Source organism: Haloarcula salina, from assembly GCF_010119195.1.
Classification (GTDB): Archaea; Halobacteriota; Halobacteria; order Halobacteriales; family Haloarculaceae; genus Haloarcula; species Haloarcula salina.
This window is the reverse complement of the sequence record NZ_WRXL01000004.1, coordinates 151,867-178,254: the sequence shown is the minus strand read 5'-3', so window position 1 is coordinate 178,254 and position 26,388 is coordinate 151,867. Positions and strand designations below refer to the sequence as shown.

At 69.9% G+C, this 26,388-nt stretch carries 21 protein-coding genes; 10 read left to right on the top strand and 11 right to left on the bottom strand.

Going from position 1 to position 26,388, the window contains the following annotated elements:
• Positions 1 to 9: 9 nt before the first annotated feature.
• Positions 10 to 2,169 (bottom strand): ABC transporter ATP-binding protein, encoded by a 2,160-nt coding sequence (locus GM656_RS12340; protein WP_162413985.1) that lies wholly within the window; start codon positions 2,167 to 2,169, stop codon positions 10 to 12.
• 404 nt (positions 2,170 to 2,573) lie between these two features.
• Here GM656_RS12340 and GM656_RS12335 point away from each other — a divergent pair, with 404 nt between their 5' ends.
• The 3 genes from GM656_RS12335 to GM656_RS12325 all read left to right on the top strand — a co-directional run bounded on the left by GM656_RS12335 (position 2,574) and on the right by GM656_RS12325 (position 4,533).
• The gene (locus GM656_RS12335; protein ID WP_162413984.1) at positions 2,574 to 3,275 is read left to right on the top strand and encodes a DUF4013 domain-containing protein; all 702 of its coding nucleotides are present in this window, start codon (positions 2,574 to 2,576) and stop codon (positions 3,273 to 3,275) included.
• A 42-nt stretch (positions 3,276 to 3,317) separates the two neighbouring features.
• Complete coding sequence (locus GM656_RS12330; RefSeq protein WP_162413983.1) at positions 3,318 to 4,040, top strand: DUF4013 domain-containing protein; 723 nt, start codon at positions 3,318 to 3,320, stop codon at positions 4,038 to 4,040.
• A 130-nt stretch (positions 4,041 to 4,170) separates the two neighbouring features.
• Positions 4,171 to 4,533, top strand: a complete 363-nt coding sequence (locus GM656_RS12325) for a VOC family protein (protein WP_162413982.1) — start codon at positions 4,171 to 4,173, stop codon at positions 4,531 to 4,533.
• A 161-nt stretch (positions 4,534 to 4,694) separates the two neighbouring features.
• Here the strand turns inward: GM656_RS12325 and GM656_RS12320 are convergent, their stop codons facing one another.
• Positions 4,695 to 4,832 (bottom strand): hypothetical protein, encoded by a 138-nt coding sequence (locus GM656_RS12320; protein WP_162413981.1) that lies wholly within the window; start codon positions 4,830 to 4,832, stop codon positions 4,695 to 4,697.
• 345 nt (positions 4,833 to 5,177) lie between these two features.
• Between GM656_RS12320 and GM656_RS12315 the strand changes: the two genes are divergently transcribed.
• Both GM656_RS12315 and GM656_RS12310 read left to right on the top strand, forming a co-directional pair.
• On the top strand, positions 5,178 to 6,245 hold the full coding sequence (locus tag GM656_RS12315) for an mRNA surveillance protein pelota (RefSeq protein WP_162413980.1): 1,068 nt from the start codon (positions 5,178 to 5,180) through the stop codon (positions 6,243 to 6,245).
• Positions 6,246 to 6,365: 120 nt separating this feature from the next.
• Positions 6,366 to 7,523 (top strand): sensor histidine kinase, encoded by a 1,158-nt coding sequence (locus tag GM656_RS12310; RefSeq protein WP_162413979.1) that lies wholly within the window; start codon positions 6,366 to 6,368, stop codon positions 7,521 to 7,523.
• A gap of 23 nt (positions 7,524 to 7,546) precedes the next feature.
• On the opposite strand, the gene GM656_RS12305 is transcribed toward GM656_RS12310, so the two are convergent.
• Positions 7,547 to 8,305, bottom strand: a complete 759-nt coding sequence (locus GM656_RS12305) for an MBL fold metallo-hydrolase (protein WP_162413978.1) — start codon at positions 8,303 to 8,305, stop codon at positions 7,547 to 7,549.
• 301 nt (positions 8,306 to 8,606) lie between these two features.
• On the opposite strand from GM656_RS12305, the gene GM656_RS12300 reads away from it, so the two are divergent.
• Positions 8,607 to 9,212, top strand: a complete 606-nt coding sequence (locus GM656_RS12300; protein WP_162413977.1) for a class I SAM-dependent methyltransferase — start codon at positions 8,607 to 8,609, stop codon at positions 9,210 to 9,212.
• 6 nt (positions 9,213 to 9,218) lie between these two features.
• On the opposite strand, the gene GM656_RS12295 is transcribed toward GM656_RS12300, so the two are convergent.
• Complete coding sequence (locus GM656_RS12295) at positions 9,219 to 10,025, bottom strand: helix-turn-helix domain-containing protein (protein WP_162413976.1); 807 nt, start codon at positions 10,023 to 10,025, stop codon at positions 9,219 to 9,221.
• Positions 10,026 to 10,175: 150 nt separating this feature from the next.
• On the opposite strand from GM656_RS12295, the gene GM656_RS12290 reads away from it, so the two are divergent.
• The 4 genes from GM656_RS12290 to GM656_RS12275 all read left to right on the top strand — a co-directional run bounded on the left by GM656_RS12290 (position 10,176) and on the right by GM656_RS12275 (position 15,978).
• Positions 10,176 to 12,923 (top strand): ATP-dependent helicase, encoded by a 2,748-nt coding sequence (locus GM656_RS12290; protein ID WP_162413975.1) that lies wholly within the window; start codon positions 10,176 to 10,178, stop codon positions 12,921 to 12,923.
• 65 nt (positions 12,924 to 12,988) lie between these two features.
• Positions 12,989 to 13,627: a beta-class carbonic anhydrase gene (locus GM656_RS12285; RefSeq protein ID WP_162413974.1), complete on the top strand. Its 639-nt coding sequence runs from the start codon at positions 12,989 to 12,991 to the stop codon at positions 13,625 to 13,627.
• Positions 13,628 to 13,720: 93 nt separating this feature from the next.
• Complete coding sequence (locus tag GM656_RS12280; RefSeq protein WP_162413973.1) at positions 13,721 to 14,182, top strand: PH domain-containing protein; 462 nt, start codon at positions 13,721 to 13,723, stop codon at positions 14,180 to 14,182.
• Positions 14,179 to 15,978, top strand: a complete 1,800-nt coding sequence (locus GM656_RS12275) for a PH domain-containing protein (protein ID WP_162413972.1) — start codon at positions 14,179 to 14,181, stop codon at positions 15,976 to 15,978. The genes GM656_RS12280 and GM656_RS12275 overlap by 4 nt, the downstream gene beginning before the upstream one ends.
• On the opposite strand, the gene GM656_RS12270 is transcribed toward GM656_RS12275, so the two are convergent.
• The 7 genes from GM656_RS12270 to GM656_RS12240 form a co-directional block, all read right to left on the bottom strand.
• On the bottom strand, positions 15,979 to 18,732 hold the full coding sequence (locus GM656_RS12270) for an AAA domain-containing protein (protein WP_162413971.1): 2,754 nt from the start codon (positions 18,730 to 18,732) through the stop codon (positions 15,979 to 15,981).
• A gap of 69 nt (positions 18,733 to 18,801) precedes the next feature.
• A complete protein-coding gene (locus GM656_RS12265; protein WP_162413970.1) occupies positions 18,802 to 19,212 on the bottom strand; it encodes a DUF2237 family protein in 411 nt (136 codons plus the stop codon).
• A gap of 68 nt (positions 19,213 to 19,280) precedes the next feature.
• On the bottom strand, positions 19,281 to 20,408 hold the full coding sequence (locus GM656_RS12260) for an AAA family ATPase (RefSeq protein WP_162413969.1): 1,128 nt from the start codon (positions 20,406 to 20,408) through the stop codon (positions 19,281 to 19,283).
• 67 nt (positions 20,409 to 20,475) lie between these two features.
• Positions 20,476 to 21,903, bottom strand: coding sequence for a DUF7519 family protein (locus tag GM656_RS12255; RefSeq protein ID WP_162413968.1), 1,428 nt, complete (start codon positions 21,901 to 21,903; stop codon positions 20,476 to 20,478).
• Positions 21,904 to 23,256 carry a DUF58 domain-containing protein gene (locus GM656_RS12250; protein ID WP_162413967.1) on the bottom strand — a complete coding sequence of 451 codons (1,353 nt, stop codon included), beginning with the start codon at positions 23,254 to 23,256 and terminating at the stop codon, positions 21,904 to 21,906.
• Positions 23,256 to 24,128, bottom strand: coding sequence for a DUF7269 family protein (locus GM656_RS12245; protein ID WP_162413966.1), 873 nt, complete (start codon positions 24,126 to 24,128; stop codon positions 23,256 to 23,258). Before GM656_RS12245 ends, GM656_RS12250 begins: the two co-directional genes overlap by 1 nt.
• Positions 24,125 to 26,233 (bottom strand): DUF4129 domain-containing protein, encoded by a 2,109-nt coding sequence (locus GM656_RS12240; protein ID WP_162413965.1) that lies wholly within the window; start codon positions 26,231 to 26,233, stop codon positions 24,125 to 24,127. The genes GM656_RS12245 and GM656_RS12240 overlap by 4 nt, the downstream gene beginning before the upstream one ends.
• Positions 26,234 to 26,388: the final 155 nt, after the last annotated feature.

Genomic DNA, 26,388 nt, shown 5'->3' with positions numbered 1-26,388 from the left:
GACCGGCGCTCACTCGACTTCGAGTGGCTCGTCGATCGGCGTCCGCCCGGCGCTGTCCCGGTCTTCGGCCGGATGGAAACACGCGGCCTCGTGGCGGTCGTCCGTCCACGCGCCGAGTTCCGGCTCTTCGGTCAGACAGCGGTCGCTCGCCCGCGGACACCTTGGGGCGAACCGGCAGCCGACGTTGGGGCCAGTGATGTCAGCCGGGTCGCCGCTGAGACGCACGCGGTCGCGTCTGCCCCGCGGGTCCGTCTTCGGGACCGCCGCGAGCAGGGACTCGGTGTAGGGGTGCTTCGGGTCGGTGATGATCCGGTCCGTCCGACCGCGTTCGACGAACCGACCGAGGTACATGATCGCCATCCGGTCGGCGATCTGCGTGAGGCTGGCGAGGTCGTGTGAGATGTACAGGACGCCGATTCCCTCGGTGTTCGCCAGTTCCCGGAGGAGGTTCAGCACCTCCGCCTGGAGCGACACGTCGAGCATCGACGCCGGCTCGTCGCAGATGAGCAGGTCCGGATCGATGACCAGCGCCCGGGCGATGGCGACGCGCTGGCGCTGGCCGCCCGAGAGTTCGTTCGGGTAGGCGTCGAAGTATCGCTCGGCCGGGGCCAGCCCCACCCGTTCGAGTGTCTCCCGGACGGCCGCCTCCTTGTCGTCGGTCCGGTAGCCGTGAATCGTCAGCGGCTCCTTGACGAGCTGTTTGACCGTCATCCGCGGGTTCAGTGAGTCGTAGGGGTTCTGGAAGATGATCTGGAGGCGCTGCCGGAACGTCTGGGTGTCCTCGTCGCGGTAGTACTCGTACGGTCGGCCGTCGAACGTCACTTCGCCCGCAGTCGGCTCCTCCAGGAGCGCGAGCGTCTCTCCGAGCGTCGACTTGCCACAGCCAGACTCGCCGACCACGCCGAGGATCTCGCCGCGCGAGACCGACAGCGAGACGCCGTCGACGGCTTTGACGTGCGAGTCGTCGCTCCCGAGCACCTCCCGGAGGACGTCGCCGCGTCGGTCGTACCAGTCGCGGAGGCTGTTCGTGAACCCGGTGACGGTCGGCGAGACGCCGTCGATCGGAACTCGCCCGAGCAGCGACTCCTCTCGCTCGTACCACTTCTTCAGCCCCGCTACTTCCAGGAGCGTCTCGCCGTCTTCCGGTCGTTCCCCGTCGACCGCGCCGCCCCACGTCGAGGCCTCGTCTGCCTCGTCGCGCATCCGCGTCGCCCGCTCGGCGTGGTGACAGGCGACTCGTTGGTTCCGATAGGGGAGCTTCTCGAGCGCCGGCCGGGTGGTCTCGCACGTCTCGGACGCGAACGGACAGCGCGGTTCGAAGGCACAGCCGGTCGGCGTCCAGTCCGGGCTCGGCGGTTTTCCCGGAATCGAGACGAGCGCGTCGTCGCCGTCCGCGAGCGACGGGTACGCGCTCTTCAGCCCCATCGTGTACGGGTTCGACGGATTGAGCAGGACGCTCTCGACGCTGCCCTGTTCCATGACCGTCCCGCCGTAGAGGATTGACAGTTCGTCGCAGGTCTCCGCGATGACGCTGAGGTCGTGGGTGATGAGGAGCAGCGAGCTGTCTGTCTCCTCCTGAATCTGGAGGATGTTGTCGATGATCTTGTCCTGGACGACGACGTCCAGGCCGGTCGTCGGCTCGTCGGCGATGATGAGCTTCGGGTCGAGCGCGAGCGCCATCGCGATGACCACGCGCTGGCGCATCCCGTCGGAGAACTGGTGCGGATAGTCCTCGACCCGGACCGGGTCGAGGCCGACGGTCTCGAACAGCTCCTGGGCGCGGCGGTTCGCGTTCCGGTCGGAGACGTCCCTGTGGGTCTGGACCGCCTGACGGATCTGCGCGCCGACGGTCATCATCGGGTCGAGCGCGTCGATGGCCGTCTGCGGGATGAACGCGATCTCCTCCCAGAGGAGGTCCTGGCGCTCCGCGGGCGTCAGCGCTCGCAAGTCCCGGCCCTCGAACTCGACTGTACCCGATTCGATCGTGGCGGTGTCGGGCAGGAGGCCGAGGATCGCCTTCGCCGTCGTCGACTTCCCCGAGGCCGACTCCCCGGAGAGCGCGTAGTTGACGCCGTCGTCGATCGTGAACGAGACGCCGTTGACGCTGTGGAGCGGGCCGTCCCGCACGTCGTACCGCACCGTCAGCCCGTCCACGTCGAGGATCGTCACGCTCGCCCTCCGATCCGGTACGACCGTGACCCGGCCACACTCCAATCCCGACTCAGAGACTCCGCAGCGCTCGCCTCGCCACCCTCGTGTCGGACCATCTTGCTATCTAATCCTAACGTCTTATCGTTATGAATCCTCGGGTCTACTGGAGGGCGAAGATCCCTCGGTTTCGGCCTCTTAGCGGTCGAAACTGCCATAAACGCATTTTTGATTGAGAATCGTTTATCTCGAATCCATCGACCGAGTCTGCTGTCCATGCTAGCACGCCACGTGAGTGTGACCAGCACGATTCACAGTCTGTTATATATACTTGTAAGGCGTATTATATGTCGATGTGATAGCTCGTCGTGACTGACGTGGCAGTCGCCACGCCGGCCAGGCGCGTGTCACGGAGGAGTCACAAAATGTTCCAAGACGCACTCAACTATCCGCGAGAGAGCGACAGCGCAGTGAAAACCATCGCCATCGGCGGCCTCCTGCTGTTCCTCAGTTTCCTGGTGGTCCCGACGTTCTTCGTCATCGGCTACGTCGTCCGGACGCTCCGGGGCGTGCTGAACGGCGAGACCGAACCGCCGGAGTTCGACGACTGGGGTGACCTCGGGATGGACGGCCTGAAGGTGTTCGTCATCGGGTTCGTCTACTCGCTCGTCCCGACGGCCATCGCCGTCGTCGCGCTGTTCGCGAGCGGCGTGACGCTCGGCCTCGGCGGGAACGGCTCTGGAAGCGGACTCGCCGTCGGCTTCATCGTGGTCGTCGCCGCGCTCGCGGTGGCCATCATCTCGCTCGCCATGGCGTACGTGATCCCGGCCGCCGTCGTCGCGTTCGTCCGAACCGACAGCATCGCCGCGGCGTTCTCGCCCGGCGAACTCCGTTCGATGGCGTTCAGCCGGACCTACGCCACCGGCTGGCTGGTCGCCGTCGCAATCAGCCTCCTCAGCGGCGTCGTCATCGGCGTCCTGAACGCCGTCCTCATCGGCGCGCTACTGGCCCCCTTCCTGACGTTCTACGCGAACGTCGCCGGGGCCTACGCCATCGGGACCGCCGTCAACGAGATGCCGTCGGTCGACGACGGCGACGAGACGCCCGCCGGCCGACCGGCCGCCTGAGCGGTCCGAACGACGCTGTTTTCCGAGATACTATCAGTCACCATGCTCGAAGAAGCCATTCGATACCCCTGGTCCGGAGAGAAGAACGTCGAGACGTTGCTCGTCGGCGCCCTGTTGAGCGCGCTCGGCGTCTTCTTCGTCCCGGCGCTGTTGGTGTACGGCTACCTCATCAGCGTCATCAGGGAGGTCGACGCGGGCAACGACGAGTCGCCGCCGGAGTTCGAGGAGTGGACGGACCTGCTCGTCGAGGGCTTCGTCGGCTTCCTGATCGGAGTCGTCTACGCCGTGGTTCCGCTGGCGGTGCTCGGCCTCGCTGTCGCGTCGCTCGTTCTCCCCGTCACGGTGGTCTCGTCGCCCGGCGGCGAGCCACCCGCGTCGGACATCGCAATCGGCGGCCTGCTACTCGCGCTGCTCGTGATACTCGTGACCGTCGTCATCGTCGTCGCCGCCGCGTACCTCCTTCCCGCGGCCATCGCGGCCTACGCGGTCACGGGCCGCGCGGGCGCGGCGTTCTCGCCCGGGACGCTCCGCGAAATCGGCGGCTCCCGAACGTACGCCGTCGCCTGGCTGGTCGCCGTCGTCATCGCGGTCGTTGCACAGGCGGTCGCCGGCGTCGTCGCCGCGACGGTGATCGGCGTCCTGCTCCTCCCGGTGATATCGTTCTACGGATCCGTCGCCGGGGCCTACGCAATTGGGACGGCGGCCGCCGACGTACCGGCGCTCGCGGGCGACCGCGAGTCCGCTTCTGGCGGACCGACTCGATAGGAGGGTCGCTTGCCGATTCGGCGTCTATTCGCGTACTGTCGGTCGATGTTTCGGTCGTATCCGCGCGACCACGGCAGGTCTTTCCGACGACTTTCAGTTATATTTATGCTTCGAATGATGCTTCTGGTGCATGCCAGAGATCGAATTCGTTACCTTCGCCTGTGCCGACGCGGACGAACTGGCGGCCTTCTGGGCCGCGGCCCTCGACGGCGAGCGCCGGGAACTGCCGGCCACGCTCGACCCGGAGATCGTCGACCGACCCGGCGATGGCCCCGACTTATTGTTCAAGGAACAGCCGAAAGGGACGGAGCGAGACCTGCCGATCCACCTCGACCTGTCGACGACTGATCGGGAGGCGACGGTCGCCGAACTGCGGTCGCTCGGAGCGTCGGTCCGCGAGACCAAGACTGAGACGTACGAAACGCACACGGCCACTTGGACAGTGATGGAAGACCCCGAGGGCAACGGGTTCTGCGTGAGCGAATACCAATGAGACGCGGTCTGGTGCGAGCGTGGGCTCACTGTAGTAGCCATTGAAAGTCAGTGCACACCCGATCGCACGACGGCAGTGCGATCGGTGTGTAAATCGTTTCAATTGTTACTATCGCCCGGGCACGGTGATGTTGGGTGGCCGGTCGTCCGTACCCGCCGTCGTCACTCGTCGGAGTACTCGAAGTAGTCGATCACTTCGACGCGGAGTTCCCGCCAGTCGCCTTCGACGCGCTCTTCAGTTACCTGCTTGATAGTTTCGGCGTTCGGCAGGAGGAGAAACCGGATACGGCGCGGGTTCATCCCCACGGGGTGATATTCAAGTTTGAAAATTTGTTCCATCGTCCAGTTCCCCTCCCTGTGAACCCGTCACATCATGGTTCGGTATCCGTAATAATTGTAGCGATTCGGGCGGTAATATTATTCAATAGCTCCATATACGCTATTGGGGTGTGGTTCGACTGGCGCACGTCGCGGATCGATCGGCGGGGCGTCGGGCGGTTTCTAGACGAACCGAAGGGGGTAGAGTATTCGGCACCCTCCATCGACGGCGTTGTGCCCCCGCCTTCGGTGCCGCGACCCCGCCGTGCCGTGCGTGTTCCACATCGAATAGCAGGGCACTTGTGTCCGTACGGCGGACCCTCCGGTATGCAGATCAAGAGCCGGGAGACCACCGCCGAGGGGCGCGAGCGCATCGAGGTGGTCCCCGAGACGCTGGACGACCTCTGGCACCTCTCGCACGTCGTCGAACCGGGCGACCTCGTCTCGGGCGACACCACCCGGCGGATCCAGCGCAACGACGACAACCTCCGGGACTCGGGCGGCGAGCGCGAGCACATGTGGCTCCAGATCGAGGTCACGGACGTGGAGTTCGCGAAGTTCGCCAACCGCCTGCGCGTCGGAGGCGAGATCGTCGACTGCTCGCGCGAGGACCAGCTGGGCTTTCACCACACCATCAACGTCGAGGAGCACACGGAACTGACCATCGAGAAGCACTTGAAATCCGATCAGGCCGACCGCCTGGAGGAGGCCGTCGAGGCCACGGAGAACCCCGACGTGGCCATCGCCACCGTCGAGGAGGGCGAGGCCCACGTCCACACCGTCGCCCAGTACGGGACCGAGGAGCGAGCGAGCCTCACCTCGACCACGGGCAAGGGCGAGTACGCCCGCCCGCGAAAGGAGCTGTTCGCCGAGCTGTCGGACGTGCTGAAGCGCCAGGACGTGGACGCCTACATCCTCGCCGGCCCGGGCTTCACCAAGCAGGACGCGCTCGACTACTTCGAAGACGAGATTCCCGAGATCGCGGCCCAGATCACGGTCGTCGACACCGCGGGCGTGGGGGACCGCGGCGTCCACGAGGTCCTCAAGCGCGGCGCGGTCGAGGACGTGCAACAACAGACCCGCATCGCCGAGGAGGCGGACTACATCGACGAACTGATGGCCCGCATCGGCGAGGGCGCGGAGGTCGCCTACGGTCCCGAGGAAGTCGCGAAGGCGGCCGACTACGGCGCGATCGAGACGCTCCTGGTCCTCGACGACCGGCTCCGGAAAGAGCGAGCCGGCGAGGGTGACTGGGACGTCGACGTAGATCGGCTCATCGAGACGACCGAACAGAAGGGCGGCGACGTGACCGTCTTCTCCGCCGAGTTCGCCCCCGGCCAGCAGCTCGCGAACCTCGGCGGTATCGCCGCGTTGCTCCGGTATCGACTCGACTGAATCGGGACGACCGCGATAATCCTCGGTCGTCAGACAGTTGTTCCGGAGTTGATTTCCCCGAAACCGTTTTTTGCACCGGTATCTATTGGTTGATAACCCACACTCTCGCGGGAGTTCGACATGTCATTCGAGGACAAACAAGACTTCGCTCGGCAAGTCGCCGACCTCAACAAGTACGGGCAGGCGCTCAATCGCTGTGACTCCGTCGACGAGGTCGTCTCGCTCACGCTGGAGGCGATGTCACTGCTCTTTGAGTTCTCCTACTCCACCTTCGTCGAGGTCCGTGACGGCGACCTCCGCGTTGTCCACAGCACGAACCCGAACTTCGTCCCCGGCGACGAGCCCAGCGACCTCGCCCGGCGGGCCAAGGAGACCTGCGAGACGGTCGCCGAGCAGGGGAACCGGGCTCGGGTCGCTCCGGACTCCGCGGTGATCGGCGCACTCGCAGTGCCGGCACAGATGGGCGACGAGGTGACGGCGGTACTCGTCACCCGCTCGCGGTCGGTCGAGGCGTTCGGCGACGAGGTCGTTCGACCGCTCGAGATACTCGCCTCCCACGCGGCGACTGCCATCAGCAACATCCGTTCGCGCGAGCGGTTGGAGCGTGCCCACCGCGACCTGGAGACCCGAAAGGAGATGATCGAGATGTACGACCGACTCCTGCGTCACGACCTGGGCAACGACCTCCAGGTCATCGCGGGCTTCGCCGACGTGGTCGCCGGAGAAGTCGACGGCCAGACCGCGGAGTACGCCACCAAGATCCAGCGGGCGGCCGAGAGCGCCGCGGACTTGATCCAGCGGGTCGGCGACCTCGTCTCGACGCTCGAAGAACAGGACAACCCCGAGCCCCGCGACCTCGCTGCCGTCCTCGGTCAGACCGTCCGCGACGTGGAGGAGAACTACGAGACGCTGAGCGTCGAGTTCGACGAATCGGCCGTCGAGTACCAGGTGTTCGGCGGCGACCTGCTCGACTCCGTGTTTACGAACGTCATGTCGAACGCCGCCGTCCACAACGAGGGCGAGGTCCACGTGCGAGTGCTCCCGGAGACGAACGGAACCGACGAAATAACGGTCCGGTTCGCGGACGACGGGAGCGGCGTCCCGCCGAACCTCCGCGAGCAGATCTTCGAGATGGGCGTCAAGGGTCGAGAGAGTTCGGGGACCGGCTTCGGCCTCGGATTCGTCCGGGCGCTCACCGAGTCCTACGGCGGCAGCGTCGGCGTCACCGACAGCGAGTACGGCGGCGCGGAGTTCCGCGTCACGCTCGAACGCGTCTAGTCCCCGACGGCCCGCTCCGGCGGCTACCGCGCACCGACGGTGATCGTCACGCCGTCCTCGGCGAAGCGAACGTCGCCGTCGTACTGCTCGCCCAGCGAGTCGAGCATCTCCTCGTGGCGGCCCTCGGTGTGGGGGTAGAGGTGCGAGAGGTACACCCGCCCGACCTCGGCGTCCGCCTCGGCCAGCGTCCGACCGAGCGCCGACGGCGTCGGGTGGTTCGACACGTCCACGTCGTCGGGAAAGGAGCAGTCGTGGACCAGCACGGCCGACCCGTCGGCGAACTCGACGAGGTCGGTGAACGCCTCGGAGTCCCCCCCGAGCGTGATCGTCGGCCCGTCACCGACAGCGAGGCGGTAGGCGAAACACTGCATCGAGTGGCGCGTCTCGAACGCCGCGCCGTCGAAGCCGGCGAGTTCGAACGTCCCCTCGTCGAGGTCTCTGAGCGTCAAGTCCAGGCGTCCCTCCATGTAGTCGTGGACCGAGAGCAGGTCGCGGACCAACTGGCTCGTGCCCGGCGGTCCGGCCACTGTCAGAGCCGTCTCGCCGGCCAGCCAGCGGGCTTTCAGCAGCACGTCGAGGTCCGAGACGTGGTCGAGGTGGTGGTGGGACAGCAACACGGTATCGACGGCCTCGTACCCGATTTCGGTCCGGGCGAGCGCGTGCAGGACGCCGCTACCGCAGTCGACGAGCAGCCGATTTCCGCCGGTTTCCAGCAGGTACCCGGACTGCATCCGGGTGCCGGTCGGCATAGCGCTACCGGTGCCGAGGAACGTGAGGCGCATACCGGAGGACAGCGAGCGGAGGACAAAGGCGTTGGCGGAAGGGAGCGTCGGGGATACCCGAACGGGGACCCGTTCAGGCGCGTCAGCGGAGAGAGGGCGGGGGATGGCCGTCGGCGGGGACGACACCAGGGCGGACTCGGTCGGGGCAAGTCACCCGTCGACGGCGCACTTCGTGCTTCGACGGGGGATAGCAAAAGTCCACTCGTGGCTCAAAACCGATTTTTAGCGATAGTAGTTCGGTTGGAACGGTCCCGTGTCCGCGGATGCCAGCCCACTTGTACGAGCGCGGCGAAGGCCGGTTATGAAGAAGTCACTCGACGAGCACGCGGAACGGTTCTCCGAACACGCCGCCGACTACGACGAGAGTCAGGACTCCGACGCGTATCGCGCCTGCGTCGATTTCGTCGTCGAGCACGCCGCGCCCGACGCGGACGACGTCGTCCTCGACATCGGCACGGGGACGGGCGCGATCGCGCTCGCCCTCGCCCCGGACGCCGGCGAGGTACTCGGCCGCGACATCAGCGAGGGGATGCTGGACGAGGCCCGCGAGAAAGCCGCGGAGGGCGGCGTCGAGAACGTCGCCTTCGGCGAGGGCCGGTTCCGCGACCCCAACGTCGACGGGCCGGTCGACGTCGTCACGTCGAACTTCGCGATGCACCACCTCGGCGACGACGAGAAGCGCGACGCCATCGACGCGCTCGCCGCGCTGGAGCCGCGCCGAATCGTCCTCGGCGACGTGATGCTGTTCGGCGACGACACTGCCGCCCCCTTCTACGATCCGGCGGTCGACGACCCGGCGACGGTCGGGCTGCTCGCCGACGCGTTCACGGACGCGGGCTACGCGCTGACGGCCGTCGAGATGGTCACCGAGCAGGCGGGCGTCCTGGTGGCCGAACGGTCGGTCTGACAACCCTCAGCGGTACTCCGAGTAGGCCCAGTACGCGACGTACAGCGAGACCACCAGCAGGCCGCCGAGGAAGAACGCCACGCCCGGTTCGAGGCCGAAGCCGCCGCCGGCCGCCGCATCCGTGGTCAGCTGTCGCGCCTGCTCGGTCATCGCTTCGGCCTGCGTCGGTTCCGGCGTCGCCGGCGCTTCCGTCGCCGGCGCGGGCGTCTCGGTCGCCTCGGCGATGTGGAAGCCGCCGTCGCCGCCGTCCGGTGGCGGGGTCTCCCGGGCCGCCTCCGTCTGGGTCGTCGGCCCACTGCCCGCCCCAGCGTCGCTCTCAGATCCCGCGCCGCTCGTGCCGGCGTCGCCAGCGCCGGGAGAGCCGAGCTGGAACGGCACGCGACCGAGGAGGACCTGCATCATCACGCTGGCCGCCGTGAGGATCCCGACGACTGGGAGCACCCGCTGGACCAGCGAGCGGAGCGAGCGCTTTCGCTCCCGCGTTCCGACGAACAGGACGAGCGGGTCGTCTGGCGGCTCGTACACTTTCATCTCCTGGCCTTTCTCGGAGTACTGGGTCCCGGCGACGGCGATGAGTTCCTCGTCTTCCAGTTTCTCCAGGTGGTAGGACACCTTCTGGATCGACATGCCGAGGCGGTCGGCCAGTTCGGAGGGCGTGCCCGGGTCGTCGTAGACCGCGTTGAGAATCTCCCGGGCGGTCTCGGAGGAGAGGGCGTCCAGAACGGCGGAGACGTCTTCGTCGACCCCGACGACCTGGAGCTTCCCGTCCTGTGAGGTGCTCGCGTCGGGACCGCGAGAGGGCAGCAGGGACATATCCGTTCCAGTGCCGCCCAGCGTAATGAATCTCGTGGAACCTCACAGCGCCGTTTGAGTCACGCCCGGCGGCCGCGAACGGCGCGCGCCCGCCCCGAGACAGCGGAACCCACTTGCCGCGTCGGCCCTACTGCCCGACAAGAGCCGACGATGGGAGGACGCGAGCGCCTGGCGGCGATTGACACGGAGTTCGACCCGGACGCGGTCGACATCGACGACGGCGACGTGCTAGACCTGCTCGCGCCCGTCGTCAGGGAGTGGTGGGTCGAGCAGTTCGGCGAGTTCGTCCCGGGCAACGGCGGCTTCTTCACGCCGCCCCAGAAGGAGGCCATCCCGCTGATTCACGAGGGCGAGAACGCCCTCATCTGCGCGCCGACGGGGAGCGGCAAGACGCTCGCCTCCTTCACCGGCATCATCAACGAACTGTTCGCGAAGGCCCGCGCGGACGACCTGGAGAACTCCGTGTACTGCCTGTACGTCTCGCCGCTGAAGTCCCTGGCCAACGACATCCATCGGAACCTCGAACGGCCGCTAGACGACATCACGGCGAAGCTCGACGACCGCGGCGAGGACGTGGACATCCGCCACGCGATCCGCCACGGCGACACCAGCGACAGCGAGCGCCAGGCGATGCTCGAAACGACGCCGCACATCCTCAACACGACGCCGGAGACGCTCGCCATCCTCCTCAATTCCCCGAAGTTCAAGGAGAAACTGGAGACCGTCGAGTACGTCATCGTCGACGAGATCCACAGTCTCGCCGAGAACAAGCGCGGGACGCACCTCTCGGTGTCGCTGGAGCGCTTGGAGGAGATGGTCGACCAGTCGCCCACGCGCATCGGCTGTTCGGCCACCGTCGAGCCGCTGGACACCGTCGCGGAGTTCCTCGTCGGCCGCCGGGAACCGGGCGGTGCGCCCCGCGACTACGAAATCGTGGACACGCGATTCTCGCGGGACTTCGACGTCGAACTGTCGTGTCCGGCCGACGACCTCATCAACACGCCGCGTGACATCGTCACCGAGCGGTTCTACAAACAGCTCCACGAGCACGTCCAGTCCCACACGAACACGCTGGTGTTCACGAACACCCGGTCGGGAGCCGAGCGGGTGCTCCACAATCTCCGGGAGAAGTTCGACGCCTACGACGAGTCAAACTCCGGCTGTCACCACGGCTCGCTCTCGAAGGAGAAGCGCCGCGAGGTCGAGGAGTCGCTGAAAGCCGGCACGCTGGACGTGGTGACGACCTCGACCAGCCTCGAACTGGGCATCGACATGCCCCACATCGACCTGGTGGTGCAGGTCGGGTCCCCCAAGTCCGTCGCCGCGCTCCTCCAGCGCATCGGGCGGGCGGGCCACCAGCTCGGCGAGACCGTCGAGGGCCGCGTCGTCGCGCTCGACCGCGACGAACTCGTGGAGTGCGCGGTGATGCTCCAGAAGGCCGAGTCGGGCTTCGTCGACCGGGTGTTCGTCCCCGAGAAGGCCCAGGACGTGGCGACACAACACGTCTACGGCATGGCCATCAACCGCGTCCGGCCCGAACGAGAGGTACAGGGCGTCCTGCGGCGGGCGTACCCCTATCGGAACTACACGGACGGCGAGTGGGAACAGCTCATGCGGTACCTGACCGCGGACTATCCGGGCCTGGAGGACAAGAACGTCTACGCCAAAGTGTGGCGCGACGAGAACGACCCGCCCGACGGTGAGTACCACTACGAGGAGTTCGAGGTCGGCGAACCGCTGCTCGGCAAGCGCGGCCGCCTCGCCCGCGTCATCTACATGACCAACATCGGTACGATTCCGGACTCCTTTACCTGCGACGTGGTCACCCGCAGCGGCGACGACTGGGTCGGCCAGCTGGACGAGTCCTACCTCGACACGCTGGAGACGGGCGACGTGTTCGTCCTCGGTGGCGACAACTTCGAGTACCGCTACCGCCGCGGGTCGAAGGTGTACGTGGACCGGACGGCGGCGCGGCCGACGGTCCCCTCGTGGTTCTCCGAGCGCCTGCCGCTGTCGTACGACCTCGGCCGGGAGATTCTGGACTTCCAGGGGAGCCTGCTCGACCGACTCGAAGCCGGCGGGATGTCCGAGGTGCGCAACTGGCTCCGGACCTTCCCCGTCGACGAGAACAGCGTGCGGGCCATCGCGCGGATGTTCCGCGAGCAGGTCGCTTACGCCGGGGCCGACAGCGTCGCCACCTCGGACCGACTGGTCATCGAGGAGGCGCTGGACCACGACGAGTACGAGCGGCGCTACCACGTCCACTCGAACTACGGCCGGCGGTTCAACGACGGCCTCTCGCGGCTGCTGGCCTACCGCATCGCGCAGGCGGCCAGCGCGAACGTCCAGGTCGCCGTCGCCGACAACGGCTTCACCCTCTCGATGCCGCTGAATCGCAAAGTCGACGTCGAGCGCATCCTCACCGACATCGACCCCGACGTGGTCCGCGAGGACCTCCGGGCAAGCCTCGACGGGACGGACCTGCTCCAGCGGTACTTCCGCATCAACGCCACGCGCTCGCTGATGATCCTCAAGCGCTACAAGGGCTACGAGAAGTCCGCCAGCGAGCAGCAGGTCTCCTCGGAGATGCTGCTCGGGTTCGCACAGGACCTCGGCGAGTTCGCCGTCGTCGAGGAGACCTACCGGGAGATTCTGGAGGACAAGCTCCACGTCGAGGCCGTCGAGGCGGTCCTCTCGGCCGTTCGGGACGGCGCGGTGGACGTGGTCAGGACCCGCGTCGACTCGCCCTCGCCGCGCGCCTTCGGTCTCGCGACGCTGATGGCCAGCGACGTGGTGCTGGCCGAGGACGAGTCAGCCGTGCTCCAGGAGTTCCACCGTCGCGTCCTCGACGAGATCGACGATGATACCGGAGACGAGGCGGTCGTCACTGACGATTGACGCCGCTTCGGGTTCCCGCTAGCGTGGGAATAGTAATGGGCCGCGCCCACTAAGCCTGTCATGGAATGCCACATCACACTCACGCGAGCGACGAGGCCCACGACCGCGACGAACCCGAGGCCGGACGCGTCCGCGAGGCGGTCGAATCGGACATCGACGCCCGCGACGACTGGGCGTGCCGCCGTCGGAAAGGGATACCGACCGACAAGCAACTGCTCGTCGTGGCGTGCATGGACGAGCGGATTCCGGTCGAAGACGTGCTCGGCCTCTCGCTCGGGGACGCACAGATATTCCGGAACGCGGGCGGAAAGGTAACGGACGACGTGATCCGGTCGGCCGCGCTGACGACGCAGTTCTTCGACACGACGGAGATCATCGTCCTCAACCACACCGACTGCGGGATGATGAGCGCGTCCGACGAGGCCATCGTCGACGGCTTCCAGGCGGCGGTGAACGGCGACCTCTCTGACCTCACGCTCGACCCGTCGCTCCCCGAACTGAACATCGGCGCGGCGTCCATCGAGGAGTGGGTCCGGATGACCGACGACGTCGACGTGGCCTGTGCCGCCCAGGTGGAGTACCTGGAGAACCACGACCTGATCCCGGAGAACGTCACCGTGAGCGGCTACGTCTACGAGGTCGAGAGCGGCCACCTCCGCCGGCCGGGCGAGCGACTCGCGGAGCGGGTGAACGAGCGCGCCTGAGACCACCACCCCTGGGATATCCGCCGGGCGCGGCGGCCGACTCCCGCGGTCGAAGCCCAACCGTTAATCCGCGGCCGGCCCCTCGAACCCGGTATGGAGAGGCTCCACCCCCGCGTGCGACTGCTGTGGGCGCTGTCGTCCGTCGTTCGGACCACCGTGCTCGCGGCCGTCGCGTTCGCCGTCGACCGGTTCCTCGTCGCGCTCCCGCAGACGGCCATCGCCGCCGGGTGGCTCGTTCTCGTCCTCGCGGGTGTCGGCCGCGCGCTGCTCGCCCACCGGATCTGGCGGTTCGAGCTACAGGACGACGCGCTCTTTCTGATACGCGGGGTGGTGACCCGGACCGACACGTCCGTCCCGTACGTCCGGGTCCAGCACGTCGACACCACGCGCGGCCCGATCGAGCGGTCTGTCGGCCTGGCGAGCGTGGTCGTCTACACCGCCGGCTCGCGGGGCGCTGACATCACCATTCCCGGCCTCCGGCCCGAGCGAGCGACCGAACTGCGCGAACGGCTCCGCGACCTCGCAATCGAGAGCGAGGCCACCGACGCGGTATGACGCGGCTCCATCCGCGTAGCGCCGTCGTCCGCGTCGCACGCGGCGCGCTCCAGGGCGCGTTCTTCGGGTTCTTCGCCGGCTCCGTCGGCGCGGGAACGGCGTTCCTCCCGGCGCTCTCGGTCCCGCTCGTCGCCGTCTTCGGGGCGCTGCTCGGGGGCGGGTACGCCCTGGCGCGCTACCTCCGCTTTCGCTACGAACTCGACGGCGACACGCTCAGCGTCGAGTCCGGCGTGTTCGCCCGGCAGTCCCGCCAGATCCCGCTCGGCCGCGTCCAGAACGTCGACGTGGAGCAGAACGTCGTCAATCGCCTCCTCGGACTCGCGGTCGTGCGCTTCGAAACGGCCGGCGGGAGCGCGACGGAGGCCACGCTCGACGCGGTCGACGAGTCGGAGGTCGACCGCCTGCGGAACTACGTCCGCCGCCGCGAGAGAGAGACGGCCGCCGAATCGAGGGTCGAAACGGACGCGGCCCGGACTGGCGCGGGTGAGTCAGACGCGGGCGAGACGACGGACGACGCATTCGCGGGGGATGACCCCGGCGAGCCGACCGGCGCGCTCGACGCCGCGTCCCCCGACTCGGAGCCGGACGGCGACCTCCTGTTCGAGTTCGGCTGGCGCGAACTGCTCACCTACGCCGTCGTCTCGGTGCGGCCCGCCGCGCCCGTCCTGACGCTCGCCGGCCTGCCGCTCGGGATGGACCTCGTCCGGGTCGTGCTGCGGTTCAACGCCGATCTCGTCGGCGTGAGTGCGGCCTTGCGCCCCTGGCTGTTCGGGTCGCCCGAAGGGACCCGACTGCTCGTCTTCGCGGCCGTGACGCTCACGCAGTTCCTCCTGCTCGCGCTCGCGGTCAGCGTCGCCCTGACCGTCGTGGAGTACCACGGCTTCCGGCTGACGCGCGCGAACGGCGACCTCCGCTACGAGCGCGGCCTCCTGCGGCGCTACAGCGGCAACATCCCGCTGGAGAAGGTCCAGACCCTCACCGTCCGCGAGAACGTCCTGATGCGGCGGTTCGGCTACGCCTCGCTCGCCGTCGAGACGGCGGGGTACAGCGGCGGCGACCAGCAGTCCACGCAGGGCGTCGCGGTGCCGCTCGCGGCCCGCGACGAGGTGTCCGAACTGGCCCGCGACGTCGAGCCGTTCGGAGACCTCGACTTCGAGCGACCGCCGGAGCGCGCCCGTCGGCGCTACGTCGCCCGCTTCTCGATTGCCGCCGCCGGGCTGACCGCCGTGGCGTACGCGGCCGATTCGCTGGTCTTCGAGACGGGGTACTGGTGGCTCGCGCTCGCGCTCTTTCTGCCCGTCGTGCCGGCCGCGCACCTCCGCTGGCGACACCGCGGGTTCGACCTCGACGACTCGGTGCTCGCGACGCGGAGCGGCTTCTGGCGGCGGACCACCCGTCTCGTCCCGTACTACCGGCTCCAGACGGTGTTCGTCACCCGGTCGCCGTTCCAGCGCCGCCGCGACCTGGCGACGGTCGGAGCCGACACGGCCAGTTCGTCGAGCCTGCTCGGCGGCGTCGCACGAGCGTACGACCTGGACGAGGAAGTGGCGGTCGAACTCAGAGAGGAACTCCGGCGCCGCCTCACCGCTCACATCGCGATGCGGCGGCGGGGCGAGTCGACGGCCGACGACGCGGATGTCGGTGACGACCCGAACGCAGACGAAGCAGTGGCGGACGACGAAGCGGCGACAGGCGACGAAGCGATGGCGAGCGAGGACCCGATGGAGACTGACGACGGAGCGGTGGCTGATGACGAAGCCGCGACTCGTGACGAAACGGCGACTGACGACGAGTAGTCAGCGCGCCCACTCGACCATCCGGCCGTACACCTCGTCGGTCGCCAGCGCGTCGGCGTCGCCGACGAGGACGAGCGCCTTCTTCGCCCGCGTCAGCGCGACGTTGATGCGCCGGTAGTCCTCGAAGATGGGGCCGTCGAGCGCGCCCGTGGCGACGAAGGAGACGACGATGACCTCCTTGCTCGACCCCTGGAAGCGGTCCACCGTGTCGACGGCCACGTCCGGGAGCCGTTTGGTGATCTCCGCGACCTGGGCACGGTACGGCGCGATGACGCCGATGTCGTCGGCCGGCACGCCGGCGTCGCGGTAGGCCGCCACCACCTCGGCGACGGCGTCGGCTTCGGCGGGGTTCGTGTTCCCTCGCTGGCTCCCGTCGGGGTCGACGAACGAGACGCGGTCGCGCAGGTGCGCTGGCAGCGCGTCCAGCGAGACGCCGTCGAGGTGGTCGATGCGCTGGGCGGCCACCTCGCCCGTCGCGGGCCGCAACTGCCCGTCGTAGAACTCTCGCGAGGCGAACGCCTGGATGTGCTGGGCCATGCGGTACTGGCGGTCCAGCATGACGCCGGCGTCGGGATGGGCGTCGATCAGGCGCTCGAACAGGGAGGTCGACAGCGTCTCGTCCTCGGACTGGACAACCGGCGGGAGCTGCTGGTGGTCGCCGACGAGGACGAAGCGGTCGGCCAGCGTCGTCGCGGCGAGGGTCCCCGGCTCGGTCAGCTGGCCCGCCTCGTCGACGACGGCCGCGTCGAACGCCTGGGTCTGGAGCGTCGTGCCCCCGCAGGTGGCCGTCGTCGCCGCGACCACCTGCGCGTTCTGGAGGCGGCTGGCGCACTCGCCGGGGTCGCCGCTGGTCTCCAGGCGGTACTCCAGCATGTCGTCGCGGACACCGCTCTCGGTCCCGACGCGGACGATGTCGGTGAAGCCCTGCTCCTCCAGCGCCTCCAAGAGGTTGTCGACCGCGCGGTTCGTGAACGCCGAGAGGAGGACGCGCTGGCCGCCGTCCCCGTCCCGCCCGTCGCCCTCAACCAGCGCCCGGATCATCCGGGCCAGCGTGTAGGTCTTGCCCGTCCCGGGCGGGCCGTGGACGAGCGCGAAGTCCTCGGCCCCGACGGCCAGTCGGACCGCCTCGTTCTGGGCGTCGTTGTTGTCGATGAACGTCCGTTCGACGGCCTCGAACTCGGGGTCTCGACGGCCGAACAGCACGTCCTTCTGCTCGGGGGACTGGAGCAACAGCGCGTCGTGGAGCGCGTTCTCGAGGCGGTCGGTCGTCAGTTCCGAGGGGTACACGTCGAGCCGACGGAGGTCCAGCGGCTCGTCGGCGGTGACGACGACCTCGTCGTTCACGGCGGTGCCGTTCCCGTCATCCGAGGCGCGTGGCGCCTCGTTTCCGAGGCGCTCGACGCGGGCCAGTTCGGCGTTCCCCGTCACCGGGTCGCCGTCGCTGGCGAGCACGAGGTTCCCCTCGCGGATCTTCGAGACGGCCCCCGTGGCCTTCGCGCGGAGTTCCCAGCGGCCGCCGTCGAGTTCACGGCGGCCGGTCGGTTCGAGGTCGACGAGCGCGCGGTCGTCGTCGGCGCGCTCCTGTGGCGTCTGCTCCCAGAGCTTCGCGTACTCCCGGTGGACGGCGCGGCGCTCGGCCTCGATGGCCTCGTAGAACCGCTCGAAGTACGCCCGCTCCTCGGCCGGAATCGCCCGCCCGACCTGGCCGGCCTTCGACTCCTGGCCGAGGCGGCCGGAGACGGCCATGCAGGTGTCCTGCTCGAAGCAGTACTCGCACTTCGCGTTGGCCTCGTAGCCCGTCGGCACGGACGAGTCGTACTCCATCGCCGCGATCTCGTTGCGGGCGCGGACGACGTAGTTCAGCAGGCCGCTCCCGATGGAGAACTCCTTGGCCGGCGAGAGGTCGCCGCTCTCCTCGGTGCGGTCCACGGCGGCGTTCTTCGTGTACAGGAGCGTGCCCGTGTCGGGCGCGGCCTCGACCGCGCTCCCGTCACCCGCCGCGCGCTCGCCGAGCATCAGGGCGTACGCGGTCGCCTGGATCTTGTCCTGGAAGCGCGGCTCGCGTTTCGTGTTCTTGCCGGTCTTGAGTTCGACGGGCATCCCCCGGCGGACGGCGTCGGCCCGCCCCTTCATGCCGAAGCGCTCGGAGATGAGCGTCATCTCGGAGCGCCACTCGTCAGACTCCGTGAGCGTCCCCTGCTGGAGCCACCCCTGGATGGCCGCCGCGTGGTCGCGAACGTCGCCGGCCACCTCGTCGGCCTCGCGGCCGAGCAGGCCGATAGACAGCCCCGCGGCGTCGACCTGCTCCGCGATGGCCTCGTCCAGGTCCCGGCCCCGCAGGAGGTCGCCGAACACCTCGTGGACGACGGTCCCCTTCACCAGCGGGTAGGCGTGGTCCGCGCCGTCGAGCTTGTTGAGGTAGTACATCCGGGGGCACTGCACCCACGACCGGATGTCGGTCACGTCGACGAGGAAGTCCGGTTCCACGACAAGGCTGGCGTCGCCGCCGACGGAGTACTGCTGTTCGCCCCGATACTCCCGCTCGTCGGGATTGTAGACGGCGACTTCCATGCCCGGCTCGACCACCTCGCCGGTCTCCGTCCACTTGCCCCACAGCGTCACCGTCGTCGGCTCGCCCGCCCCGCGCTCCGGCCGGATCGTTAGCTCACAGAGCTCGCTCTCGCCGTACTGCGTGTTCACGGTCTTCGGGTCCGCCGCCTCGACGACGACACCGCGGACGCGATCCTCGCTCATCGCTCGGCCCTCCCCAGTTGCACGGCCGCACCGACGCGGCGGAGCTTCAAAAGTCGTTCGCGCTCGCGGTCAGTCGCTGGCGTCGTCATCGGATTCGTCTCCGAGATCCGAGTCCGGGCCGACGGCGTTGGCTTCGAGCGTCTCCAGGGTCACGTCCTCGAGTACGTCCTCGCTCGTGGCGTCCATGTTCACCGGCGGCGCGCGCCCCGCCTCGTGGGCCTCGATCCAGCGCGGGACGCAGACGCACCAGTTATCGCCCGGTTCCAGCCCGGGGAAGTTCAGGTCAGGACGCGGCGTCACCAGGTCGTTGCCCTGGGCCTTGCTGTACTCCAGGAACTCCGAGGTCATCACCGCGCAGATCTCGTGACGGCCGGGATCGCGCTGTAGCGGGTAGCAGTACCCGTCCCGCATGAACCCCGTCATCGGGTCCGTCGAGCAGGGGCTCAGTTCCCCGCCGAGGACGTTCCGTTCGCTCTCCATGCCTCCCCTTCGCCGTCCCGGCGGGTAAAGGCGTTCGGCCGTCGGCGACGCGACCGGTCCGGCGGTCGTCACTCCTCCGCGTCCGCGGGCGGGTCGGTATCGTCGCCAGAGAGGCCGGCGCGGCGCGTCTCCGCGGGCGCCGAACTGGCGTCCGCTATGTCCGCGGCGGTCTCGTCACTCGCCTCCGCCGGTTCCGAATCGGCCTCTCCGACCGACGGCGCGTCCGGCGAGACGGCCGGCACGTCGACGGCGGACAGCGCCGATTGGATCACGTCGGCCGGTTCGATGCCCTCGACGGTGGCCTCGGTCGTCAGGACGACCCGGTGGGCCATCGTCGCCGTCGCGAGCCGCTTCACGTCGTCCGGCGTAGCGTAGGTTCGGCCGCCGATGACCGCGCTGGCGCGGACGGCCTCGAACACGCGCTGGACGCCCCGCGGCGAGACACCGATACGGGTCCGATCGTCCTCGCGCGTCCGCCGGGCCAGGTCGACGATGTAGCGCCGGACCTTGGTGTCGACGCGCACGTCCTCGGTCAGGTCCCGCAGGGCGCGCACCGTCTCGGGGTCGACCGCCGGCTCGACCGATGGCGCGATCGTCCGTCTGTTGGCCCGCTGTTCCAGTAGCCCCATCTCGCCGTCCACGTCGGGATACCCGAGCGAGGTCTTCACGCTGAAGCGGTCGCGCTGGGCTTCGGGCAGTCGGAAGGTCCCCTCCTGCTCGACGGGGTTCTGCGTGGCGATGACCACGAAGGGGTCCGGGAGGTCGCGCGTGGTCCCGTCGACGCTGACCTGGCCCTCCTCCATCGCCTCCAGCAGGGCGGCCTGGGTCTTCGGCGGCGCGCGGTTGATCTCGTCGGCCAGGAGGACGTTCGCGAACACCGGTCCCTCGGCGAACTCGAAGGCCCGGTCGTGTTCGTTGTAGACGTTCGACCCGGTCACGTCGGCCGGCAGGAGGTCGGGCGTGAACTGGAGGCGGTTGAATCCGAGGCCGAGCGACTCGGCGAGGACCCGAGCGAGGACTGTCTTGCCCGTGCCCGGAACGTCTTCGACGAGGACGTGCCCTCGCGCGAGGACCGCGGCGAGCGTCTCGAACAGGACCCGCCGCTCGACGACGACCGCTTCCTCGACGCGCTCGACGATCTCCAGACAGCGGTCGGACGCCGCCTCGACGCTCAGTGCCTTCGGTGACTCGGCCATGGGTTTTTCTCGCACTCGTCGGTCATGAATCTATGCACTCTCTCGTCGCGAGAAATCACGGCGCGTGTCACCCGCGGAGCGGTGCGAGCAGCAGGAGGACGCCGATGGCGGCGATGCCCATCGTCTCCGGCGTTCCGATGACCGTCCCGACGGACCGCCTCGCGAGTTCGAGCGCCGACGCCCCGGCGACGCCGAGGAGGCCGATGCCGACGGCGAACGCGGCGTGGTACAGCTCCAGCCGCCGGGTCTCCGGGCGGTGGCCCAGTTCGGCCGTCAGGCCCAGTCCGAAGGTTCCCACGTCCCACGCGACGAGTCCGGCCGCGACGCCGGCGAAGACCAGGAGCGAGGGGAGGCCGGCCTGCGCCGCGCCGACGCTCGCACAGACGAGTCCCGCGGCGGTCAGCGCCGACGGTCCCGCACGCTCGGGGACGAGGCCGAGCCTGAGCGCGACGAGCGCGAGGACGGCGACCGCGAACACGCCGAGCGGGAGCAGTAGCGCGCCGAAGAACACCGCGACGGGGCCGAGGGTCGAGCCGACGCCGAGGCGCAGTCCGAACGGCGAGAGCAACACGAGGTAGCCGACCGCCGCGACGGCCGCGCCGACGGTCCTGGTCGACGACGCGTCGAACTCCGTGGTGAGCCTTCGGAGGACGACCGCGCTCAGCCCAGACAGGAGCGCGAGCAGCGCGATACCCGCGAGCGATACGAAGACCATGGGAGACGACACCAGACCGAGGACGACGCTTCCCGGCGGCCTCGACAGCGCCTGTCCGACCGGCACGAACAGGACCGCAAGCGGGGCCGCCAGCGCGGCCGCGCCGGCCAGCAGCGCCACGAGGCGAAGCGCGCGCTTGACCTGCGCCACCGAATGCGCGGCGGCGTCTCGACGGCTCCGCGCCGCCAGCCGGACGAGCGGGAGCTGCGTGACCGCGAAGTACGCGCAGGCCGCGGCGGCGAGCGTGAGGACGAACAGCCCTGCGAGACTCGCCGCCGGGGACGCCCCGCCGGCCGCGGTCGTCAGGGCCGTCCAGCAGAGCCACGCCAGGGCCGCGACGAAGGCGAGCAGTATCAGCGCGACGACGCCGAAGAAGTACGAGATGACGCTGCTCGTCGTCGCCGACGCCAGCGTCTCGCCGTCGAACACGTCGGCCCAGCCCGTCGTCACGCCGACCAGCGCCAGCGTGACGCCGAGCAGAAGGGGCGTCTCGACGGGCAGCGAGACGAACAGGGCGAGGGCGCCCGACGCCGCCGGGAGGAAACAGAGGTGCCCCGCGACGGTCGGTCCGAGCGCGTCCCGGTCGAGGAGCGCGACGCCCGCCGTCGCCACGCCAGTCAGCAGTGCGACGCCGGCGAACAGCCGCGGGTCACCGGACAGGACGCCGGTCGCCAGCGTGAACGCGACGACGAGCAGCGCCGCGAGCGTGAGGCTGGTCGCCCGCGGCCGCCCCTCGTCGCCGACCGCCGAGGGCGTGTCGAGGCGCGGGCCGACGACCATTCAGCCGCCACCTCCCGGGCGGACGCGCCCGTCAGGCCGCCGCGCCTCGACGGCGAAGGCGGCGTCCAGAACCAGCGCCAGCGGCGTCCCGCGCCGCCAGTCGATGACCCGCGCGCCGCCGCTCTGACACCGCGCGAGCCGGGTCCGTCGACGGACCTGCTCGTACTGCCCGCTGACCGTGTTCGCGGCGGTCACGTCGGGAGAGAGGACCGTCCGCGGGCGGCCGACCCTCGCCCAGGTCTCGACGGCGCGAACTGGCTCGTCGTCGAGGAGCGGCGAGACCGCCACGAGCTGTGTCCGCGGCCCCGCGAGGTCCAGCACTTTCCTGAACTGCCGCTCGGCGTCGACCGTCTCGCCCGCCTCGGCCGCGCTCGTCTCTGCTTCCTCGCCTCTTCCGCTCGCGGCCGCGTCGGCGGCCGATTCGAGAAGCGAGAGCGCACGCGCCCGGTGGTCGCGTCCGTCGCCGGGTTCGAGCCACGTCAGGCCCGCCGGGCCGTCGCCGTCGACGCCCACGACCGCCACGCCGACCCGGTGGCCGGCGCGCAGCAGCGAGGCCAGGGCACGCGTCGTCGCGTACGCTCCGAGTTCGACGGCCGACGGGCGACCGGGGCCGGCGGCGACCCGCGACTGCTCGCGGGCGTCGAGGACGAACACTGCCGGGGTCGACACCCACCGCTCGTAGTTCACTGTCGCCAGCGTCCCGCGCTTGGCGTAGCCGCGCCAGTCGATGCGGCCGGCGTCGTCGCCCCGGCGGTACTCCCGGGTCGAGTGGAACGCGGAGCCGTCGCCGGGGTCGTCGGTCGCCAGTTGGCCGACGCGGTCGCTCCCCCGGTCGGACAGCGGCGGTGCGTCGGCATCGAGTCGACAGACGAGCGCGTCGTCGCCTTCGGGGGACCGGACCGCGGTCGCAATCGCGCCGCCGCCGGTCCCGCGAACGCGGACTCGCGGCGAGTCGAAACCGTGCTCACCGCGCCGGGCGACGACTGTGTAGTCGAGCGTGAACGCCTCCCCGGCCGCCAGCGTCTCGCCGCCCCGGGGCGACCCGTCGAGCACCGCCAGATCGGTCGGAACTCCGTCGACGACCCGCACGTCGGAGAGCGTTCGGTCGGACTCGTTTCTGACCGTCAGCGCGACGGAGACGGGGCGTCCCGGCGGGGCCGTCGACGGCTCGATCGAGCGGGAGACGACCAGGTCGTCCGGGACCGCCGCGGTGGAGGCCGCCCCGTAAGCGAGGTATCCGAGTGGGAGCGTCGCGGCCAGCAGGAGCGTGCCGTTCCCCTGCCAGAGACCCGCCCCGGCGAGTGCCACTGCAGCGGCCACGGCTCCGCGCCACCGCGGCCGTCTGCGGGCCATCAGTCCGACACCTCCGGGCCGACGTCGCTCCAGTCGCCGGCGACGTCGGTCGGCGATTCGCTCCTGTCGACTGGTCCCGTCTCGTCGGCCCGCCGGTCTCCGTCGGCACGCTCGCGCTCGGCCCCCGCGAACTCGCGCCGGGTCAGCGCGCCGTCGACGGACCGCTGGAGGCTCCCGTCGGCCGCGCGCCGGAGGTCGTCGACGGTCGGAGCGAGGACGGGCACCGAGCGCGGGGCGCGCTGGCCGACGACCGCCGGAAGCGCCTCGTCGGTCGCGGCCCCGACGGCGGCCATCGCCCGCGCGCTCCGGCGGCGGACGGCCTGCTCCGGGAACAGCCAGGCGCGAACGCGTGCGCGAAACGGTCGATCCGCGGGCGTGACAGCCTCGTCCAGCACCGCCGCCGCGACCGGGTCGTCGGTCCACGTGCCCGCGGTCAGGTCGTCTCGCACGTCGTCGGGGTCACGGCCGCCCCGGACCAGTGCGTCGACCAACGCCGTCCGGAGCGGTTCGCGGACCGGGTCGAGGCTCTCCGCGATCGGCGCTCCGTCGCGTGCCCGCGCGGCCGCCGACTCGACGTGTTCGACCATCGCGGTCCCGGAGATCCGCTGGTCGGCCGGCGCCGCCTCCGGCGGGTCGGAGACGAACTCGTCCGCCTCCCACCACGGAGCCGGCGAAACCGCCGGGCCGTCCGGGCGCCGCCAGAGCTTCCAGCCGGCGACACAGAGGCCGAGGAGGACGACGACCGCGCCGAACGCTCCCGGTCCGTCCGCCCGTGGCCGGGGTGCGCCAGCGAGGGCCAGAAACGCGCCGACGGCGACCAGCGCGAGGCCGACGGCGACGGTGCCCGCAACGACGACCGCGCGTCGCCTCATCGCTCGTCCTCCCGCTCGCGGGCGGCGACGAGCGCGTCGAAGGCGGCGCGAGCGCGGTCGCGGTGGCTCTCGGTCGGCGCGCCGCCGTACTCGACTTCGCGGAAGGCGCGCGTCAGCGCCTCTACCGGTTCCCGCGGTAGTCCGCGCTCGATGGCGGCCCGCGACACCTCGGCGGGCGTCCGAGTTCGCCAGCCGCGCGGCGCGATCCACCGGGCGAACGCCCGCCAGAGCGCGCGAAGCGACGCGGGCGCGTCGTCGGGCTCGGCCGACGGTTCGACTCTCTCGCCTGTCTCTGTCGTTCCAGGTTCGGGGTCTGTCGGCGACGAGTCCCCGGGCCGGTGCCAGAGCAGGGCGAGACTGCCGACGACTGCCAGCGCGGCCACGGTTGTCAGGCCACCGCCGACGCCCCAGCGGGCGGCCGAGAGCGCCACGCTCGCGCCGGATAGTCCGACGACGACGGCGCGGCGGACGGTGAACGCGGCGCTGAAGCGGGCGACGGTTCGGCGACCCACCGAGCGGAGCCAGCGCCCCAGTCGCCCGCCGAGGGACGACGGCGAGAGCGAAAGCGAACGGAGCCACGCCGCGGCGCGGGCCGCGAGGCGACCCAGCCGTGAGAGCGCCGATTCGATGCCCGTCGCGACGCGGAGGGCCGTCCGCCGGGACCAGTCAGTGATTCGGGCGAGCACCGCGACGGCAGATTCGCCGCCCGACGCGGCCGTGGTCCGGTATCGATAGAGGGCAGCGACGGCGACCGCGCCGAGCGCGACGGCAAGTCCGTCGTGCTCCCAGAGGACGAACGCGAGGTAGACCACGTCGAACGCCGCCCAGGCGACTCCGAGCCGTCGGGCCGCGCCGCGGTCGTACAGGAACGCGGCGGCCGCGACCGTCACCGCCGCCAGGACGAGCAGCACCGCCGTCACCACGATGGTCCACGCGTAGACGGACCACAGCGTTGTAGCGGCGGTCTGGCGCTCCGTCGCGACCGTCACCGTCGCCGCCGGGTTCGCGGGGAGCGCGACCGCGAGCGAGCCGTTCGGTCCGGTCGCCCCGAGGTCCTGCCCGCCGACCGTCACCGTGGCGTCGGCGACCGGTTCGCCGCCTCTCGTCGCGGTGACCGACGCCGTTTCGCCCGGGACCGGCAGGCCCTCGCCGGGATCGACGCGCACGCTGAGGTCGAGCACGTCGACGCGCCTGCTCCCGTCGAACGCCCCGCGCTGGACCGTGACCGAGACGGCGTCGCGGTCGGGCACCGTCAGCCGGTATCTCCCCTCCCCGTCCGTCCGGCCCGCGTGTTCGCCGGCGACGGACACGTTCGCGTGCCGCATCGGAGCGCTTTCGACCGCCGCGACGAGCGTGACCGTCGATCCGGGATACGGATCGCCGACGACGGACACGTTGACCCGCCCGCCGACGCCGTAGCGTCCCGTCGAGTTGGCGACTGGCGTCCGCTGGGCGACTGGCGTCTCCCGTCCGGCCCGCGCCTGTCGGTCGGCGGCGACCGGGGCCGAGACGGCCGCGGTCGGCCCGACCAGCGACGCAGAGAGCGGTTCGATCTGCCGATTCGAGCCGCTGTCCGTCGCCGTCCGCCTGAAGAACTCACACGGAGCCCCGCCCGGCGTCTCGACGGTCACGTTCAACTGTCGCTGGTAGGGGACCCGCCCGGTCGCCCGCCCGTCGTCGTCGGTGCGACCGACGTACCGGTCGTCGAACCAGACGCGCGTCGACGCGGCCGGCCGGAGGTCCTGATACACCCGCACCGTGAGGAGCGAGCCCGGCGTCGGCCGGCGCTCGACGACGACGCCACACCCCTCCGCGGCCGGCGGTTCGTCACCGGGAATCGGGATGGGGTCGCCGCTCCCGGTCACCCGACCGCCGTCTCGGTCGGTGCGCCGCGTCGCTCGGTTCGCGTCCTCGTCGGTCGACGTGGCGGTGGGGACGGCCTGCTGCACGTCGTCGCCGGACGGACTGGCCTCCACGCCACCCGGTACGGCCGGCGGCGGCGCGAGAAACGCCGCGACGACGATGCCGACGAGGCTCAGCCCGACCAGCGCCAGCTGTCGCCGGTCGACGCCGCTCCCTCGCTCGCTCGCTGAGTCCGTGTTCACTGGTACCCTCTCTCCGGTCGCACCCACGCCCCGACCGGGTTCGCTGTTGTTTTCACGGTAATTCGCGTGAGAGCTAATCAATCCCCGGTATGGTTCCCCACCGACCGGGAGGTCGGTCCCGGCGAACGCGGGTCACGGTTCGAGTCCGTCTCGCG

Excerpts from the sequence above, each read along its gene's own strand:
- GM656_RS12335 (WP_162413984.1), top strand. The coding sequence starts at position 2,574 with ATGTTCCAAGACGCACTCAACTATCCGCGAGAGAGCGACAGCGCAGTG.
- GM656_RS12330 (WP_162413983.1), top strand. The coding sequence starts at position 3,318 with ATGCTCGAAGAAGCCATTCGATACCCCTGGTCCGGAGAGAAGAACGTC.
- GM656_RS12325 (WP_162413982.1), top strand. The coding sequence starts at position 4,171 with ATGCCAGAGATCGAATTCGTTACCTTCGCCTGTGCCGACGCGGACGAA.
- GM656_RS12320 (WP_162413981.1), bottom strand. The coding sequence starts at position 4,832 with ATGAACCCGCGCCGTATCCGGTTTCTCCTCCTGCCGAACGCCGAAACT.
- GM656_RS12315 (WP_162413980.1), top strand. The coding sequence starts at position 5,178 with ATGCAGATCAAGAGCCGGGAGACCACCGCCGAGGGGCGCGAGCGCATC.
- GM656_RS12310 (WP_162413979.1), top strand. The coding sequence starts at position 6,366 with ATGTCATTCGAGGACAAACAAGACTTCGCTCGGCAAGTCGCCGACCTC.
- GM656_RS12305 (WP_162413978.1), bottom strand. The coding sequence starts at position 8,305 with ATGCGCCTCACGTTCCTCGGCACCGGTAGCGCTATGCCGACCGGCACC.
- GM656_RS12300 (WP_162413977.1), top strand. The coding sequence starts at position 8,607 with ATGAAGAAGTCACTCGACGAGCACGCGGAACGGTTCTCCGAACACGCC.
- GM656_RS12295 (WP_162413976.1), bottom strand. The coding sequence starts at position 10,025 with ATGTCCCTGCTGCCCTCTCGCGGTCCCGACGCGAGCACCTCACAGGAC.
- GM656_RS12290 (WP_162413975.1), top strand. The coding sequence starts at position 10,176 with ATGGGAGGACGCGAGCGCCTGGCGGCGATTGACACGGAGTTCGACCCG.
- GM656_RS12285 (WP_162413974.1), top strand. The coding sequence starts at position 12,989 with ATGCCACATCACACTCACGCGAGCGACGAGGCCCACGACCGCGACGAA.
- GM656_RS12280 (WP_162413973.1), top strand. The coding sequence starts at position 13,721 with ATGGAGAGGCTCCACCCCCGCGTGCGACTGCTGTGGGCGCTGTCGTCC.
- GM656_RS12275 (WP_162413972.1), top strand. The coding sequence starts at position 14,179 with ATGACGCGGCTCCATCCGCGTAGCGCCGTCGTCCGCGTCGCACGCGGC.
- GM656_RS12270 (WP_162413971.1), bottom strand. The coding sequence starts at position 18,732 with ATGAGCGAGGATCGCGTCCGCGGTGTCGTCGTCGAGGCGGCGGACCCG.
- GM656_RS12265 (WP_162413970.1), bottom strand. The coding sequence starts at position 19,212 with ATGGAGAGCGAACGGAACGTCCTCGGCGGGGAACTGAGCCCCTGCTCG.
- GM656_RS12260 (WP_162413969.1), bottom strand. The coding sequence starts at position 20,408 with ATGGCCGAGTCACCGAAGGCACTGAGCGTCGAGGCGGCGTCCGACCGC.
- GM656_RS12255 (WP_162413968.1), bottom strand. The coding sequence starts at position 21,903 with ATGGTCGTCGGCCCGCGCCTCGACACGCCCTCGGCGGTCGGCGACGAG.
- GM656_RS12250 (WP_162413967.1), bottom strand. The coding sequence starts at position 23,256 with ATGGCCCGCAGACGGCCGCGGTGGCGCGGAGCCGTGGCCGCTGCAGTG.
- GM656_RS12245 (WP_162413966.1), bottom strand. The coding sequence starts at position 24,128 with ATGAGGCGACGCGCGGTCGTCGTTGCGGGCACCGTCGCCGTCGGCCTC.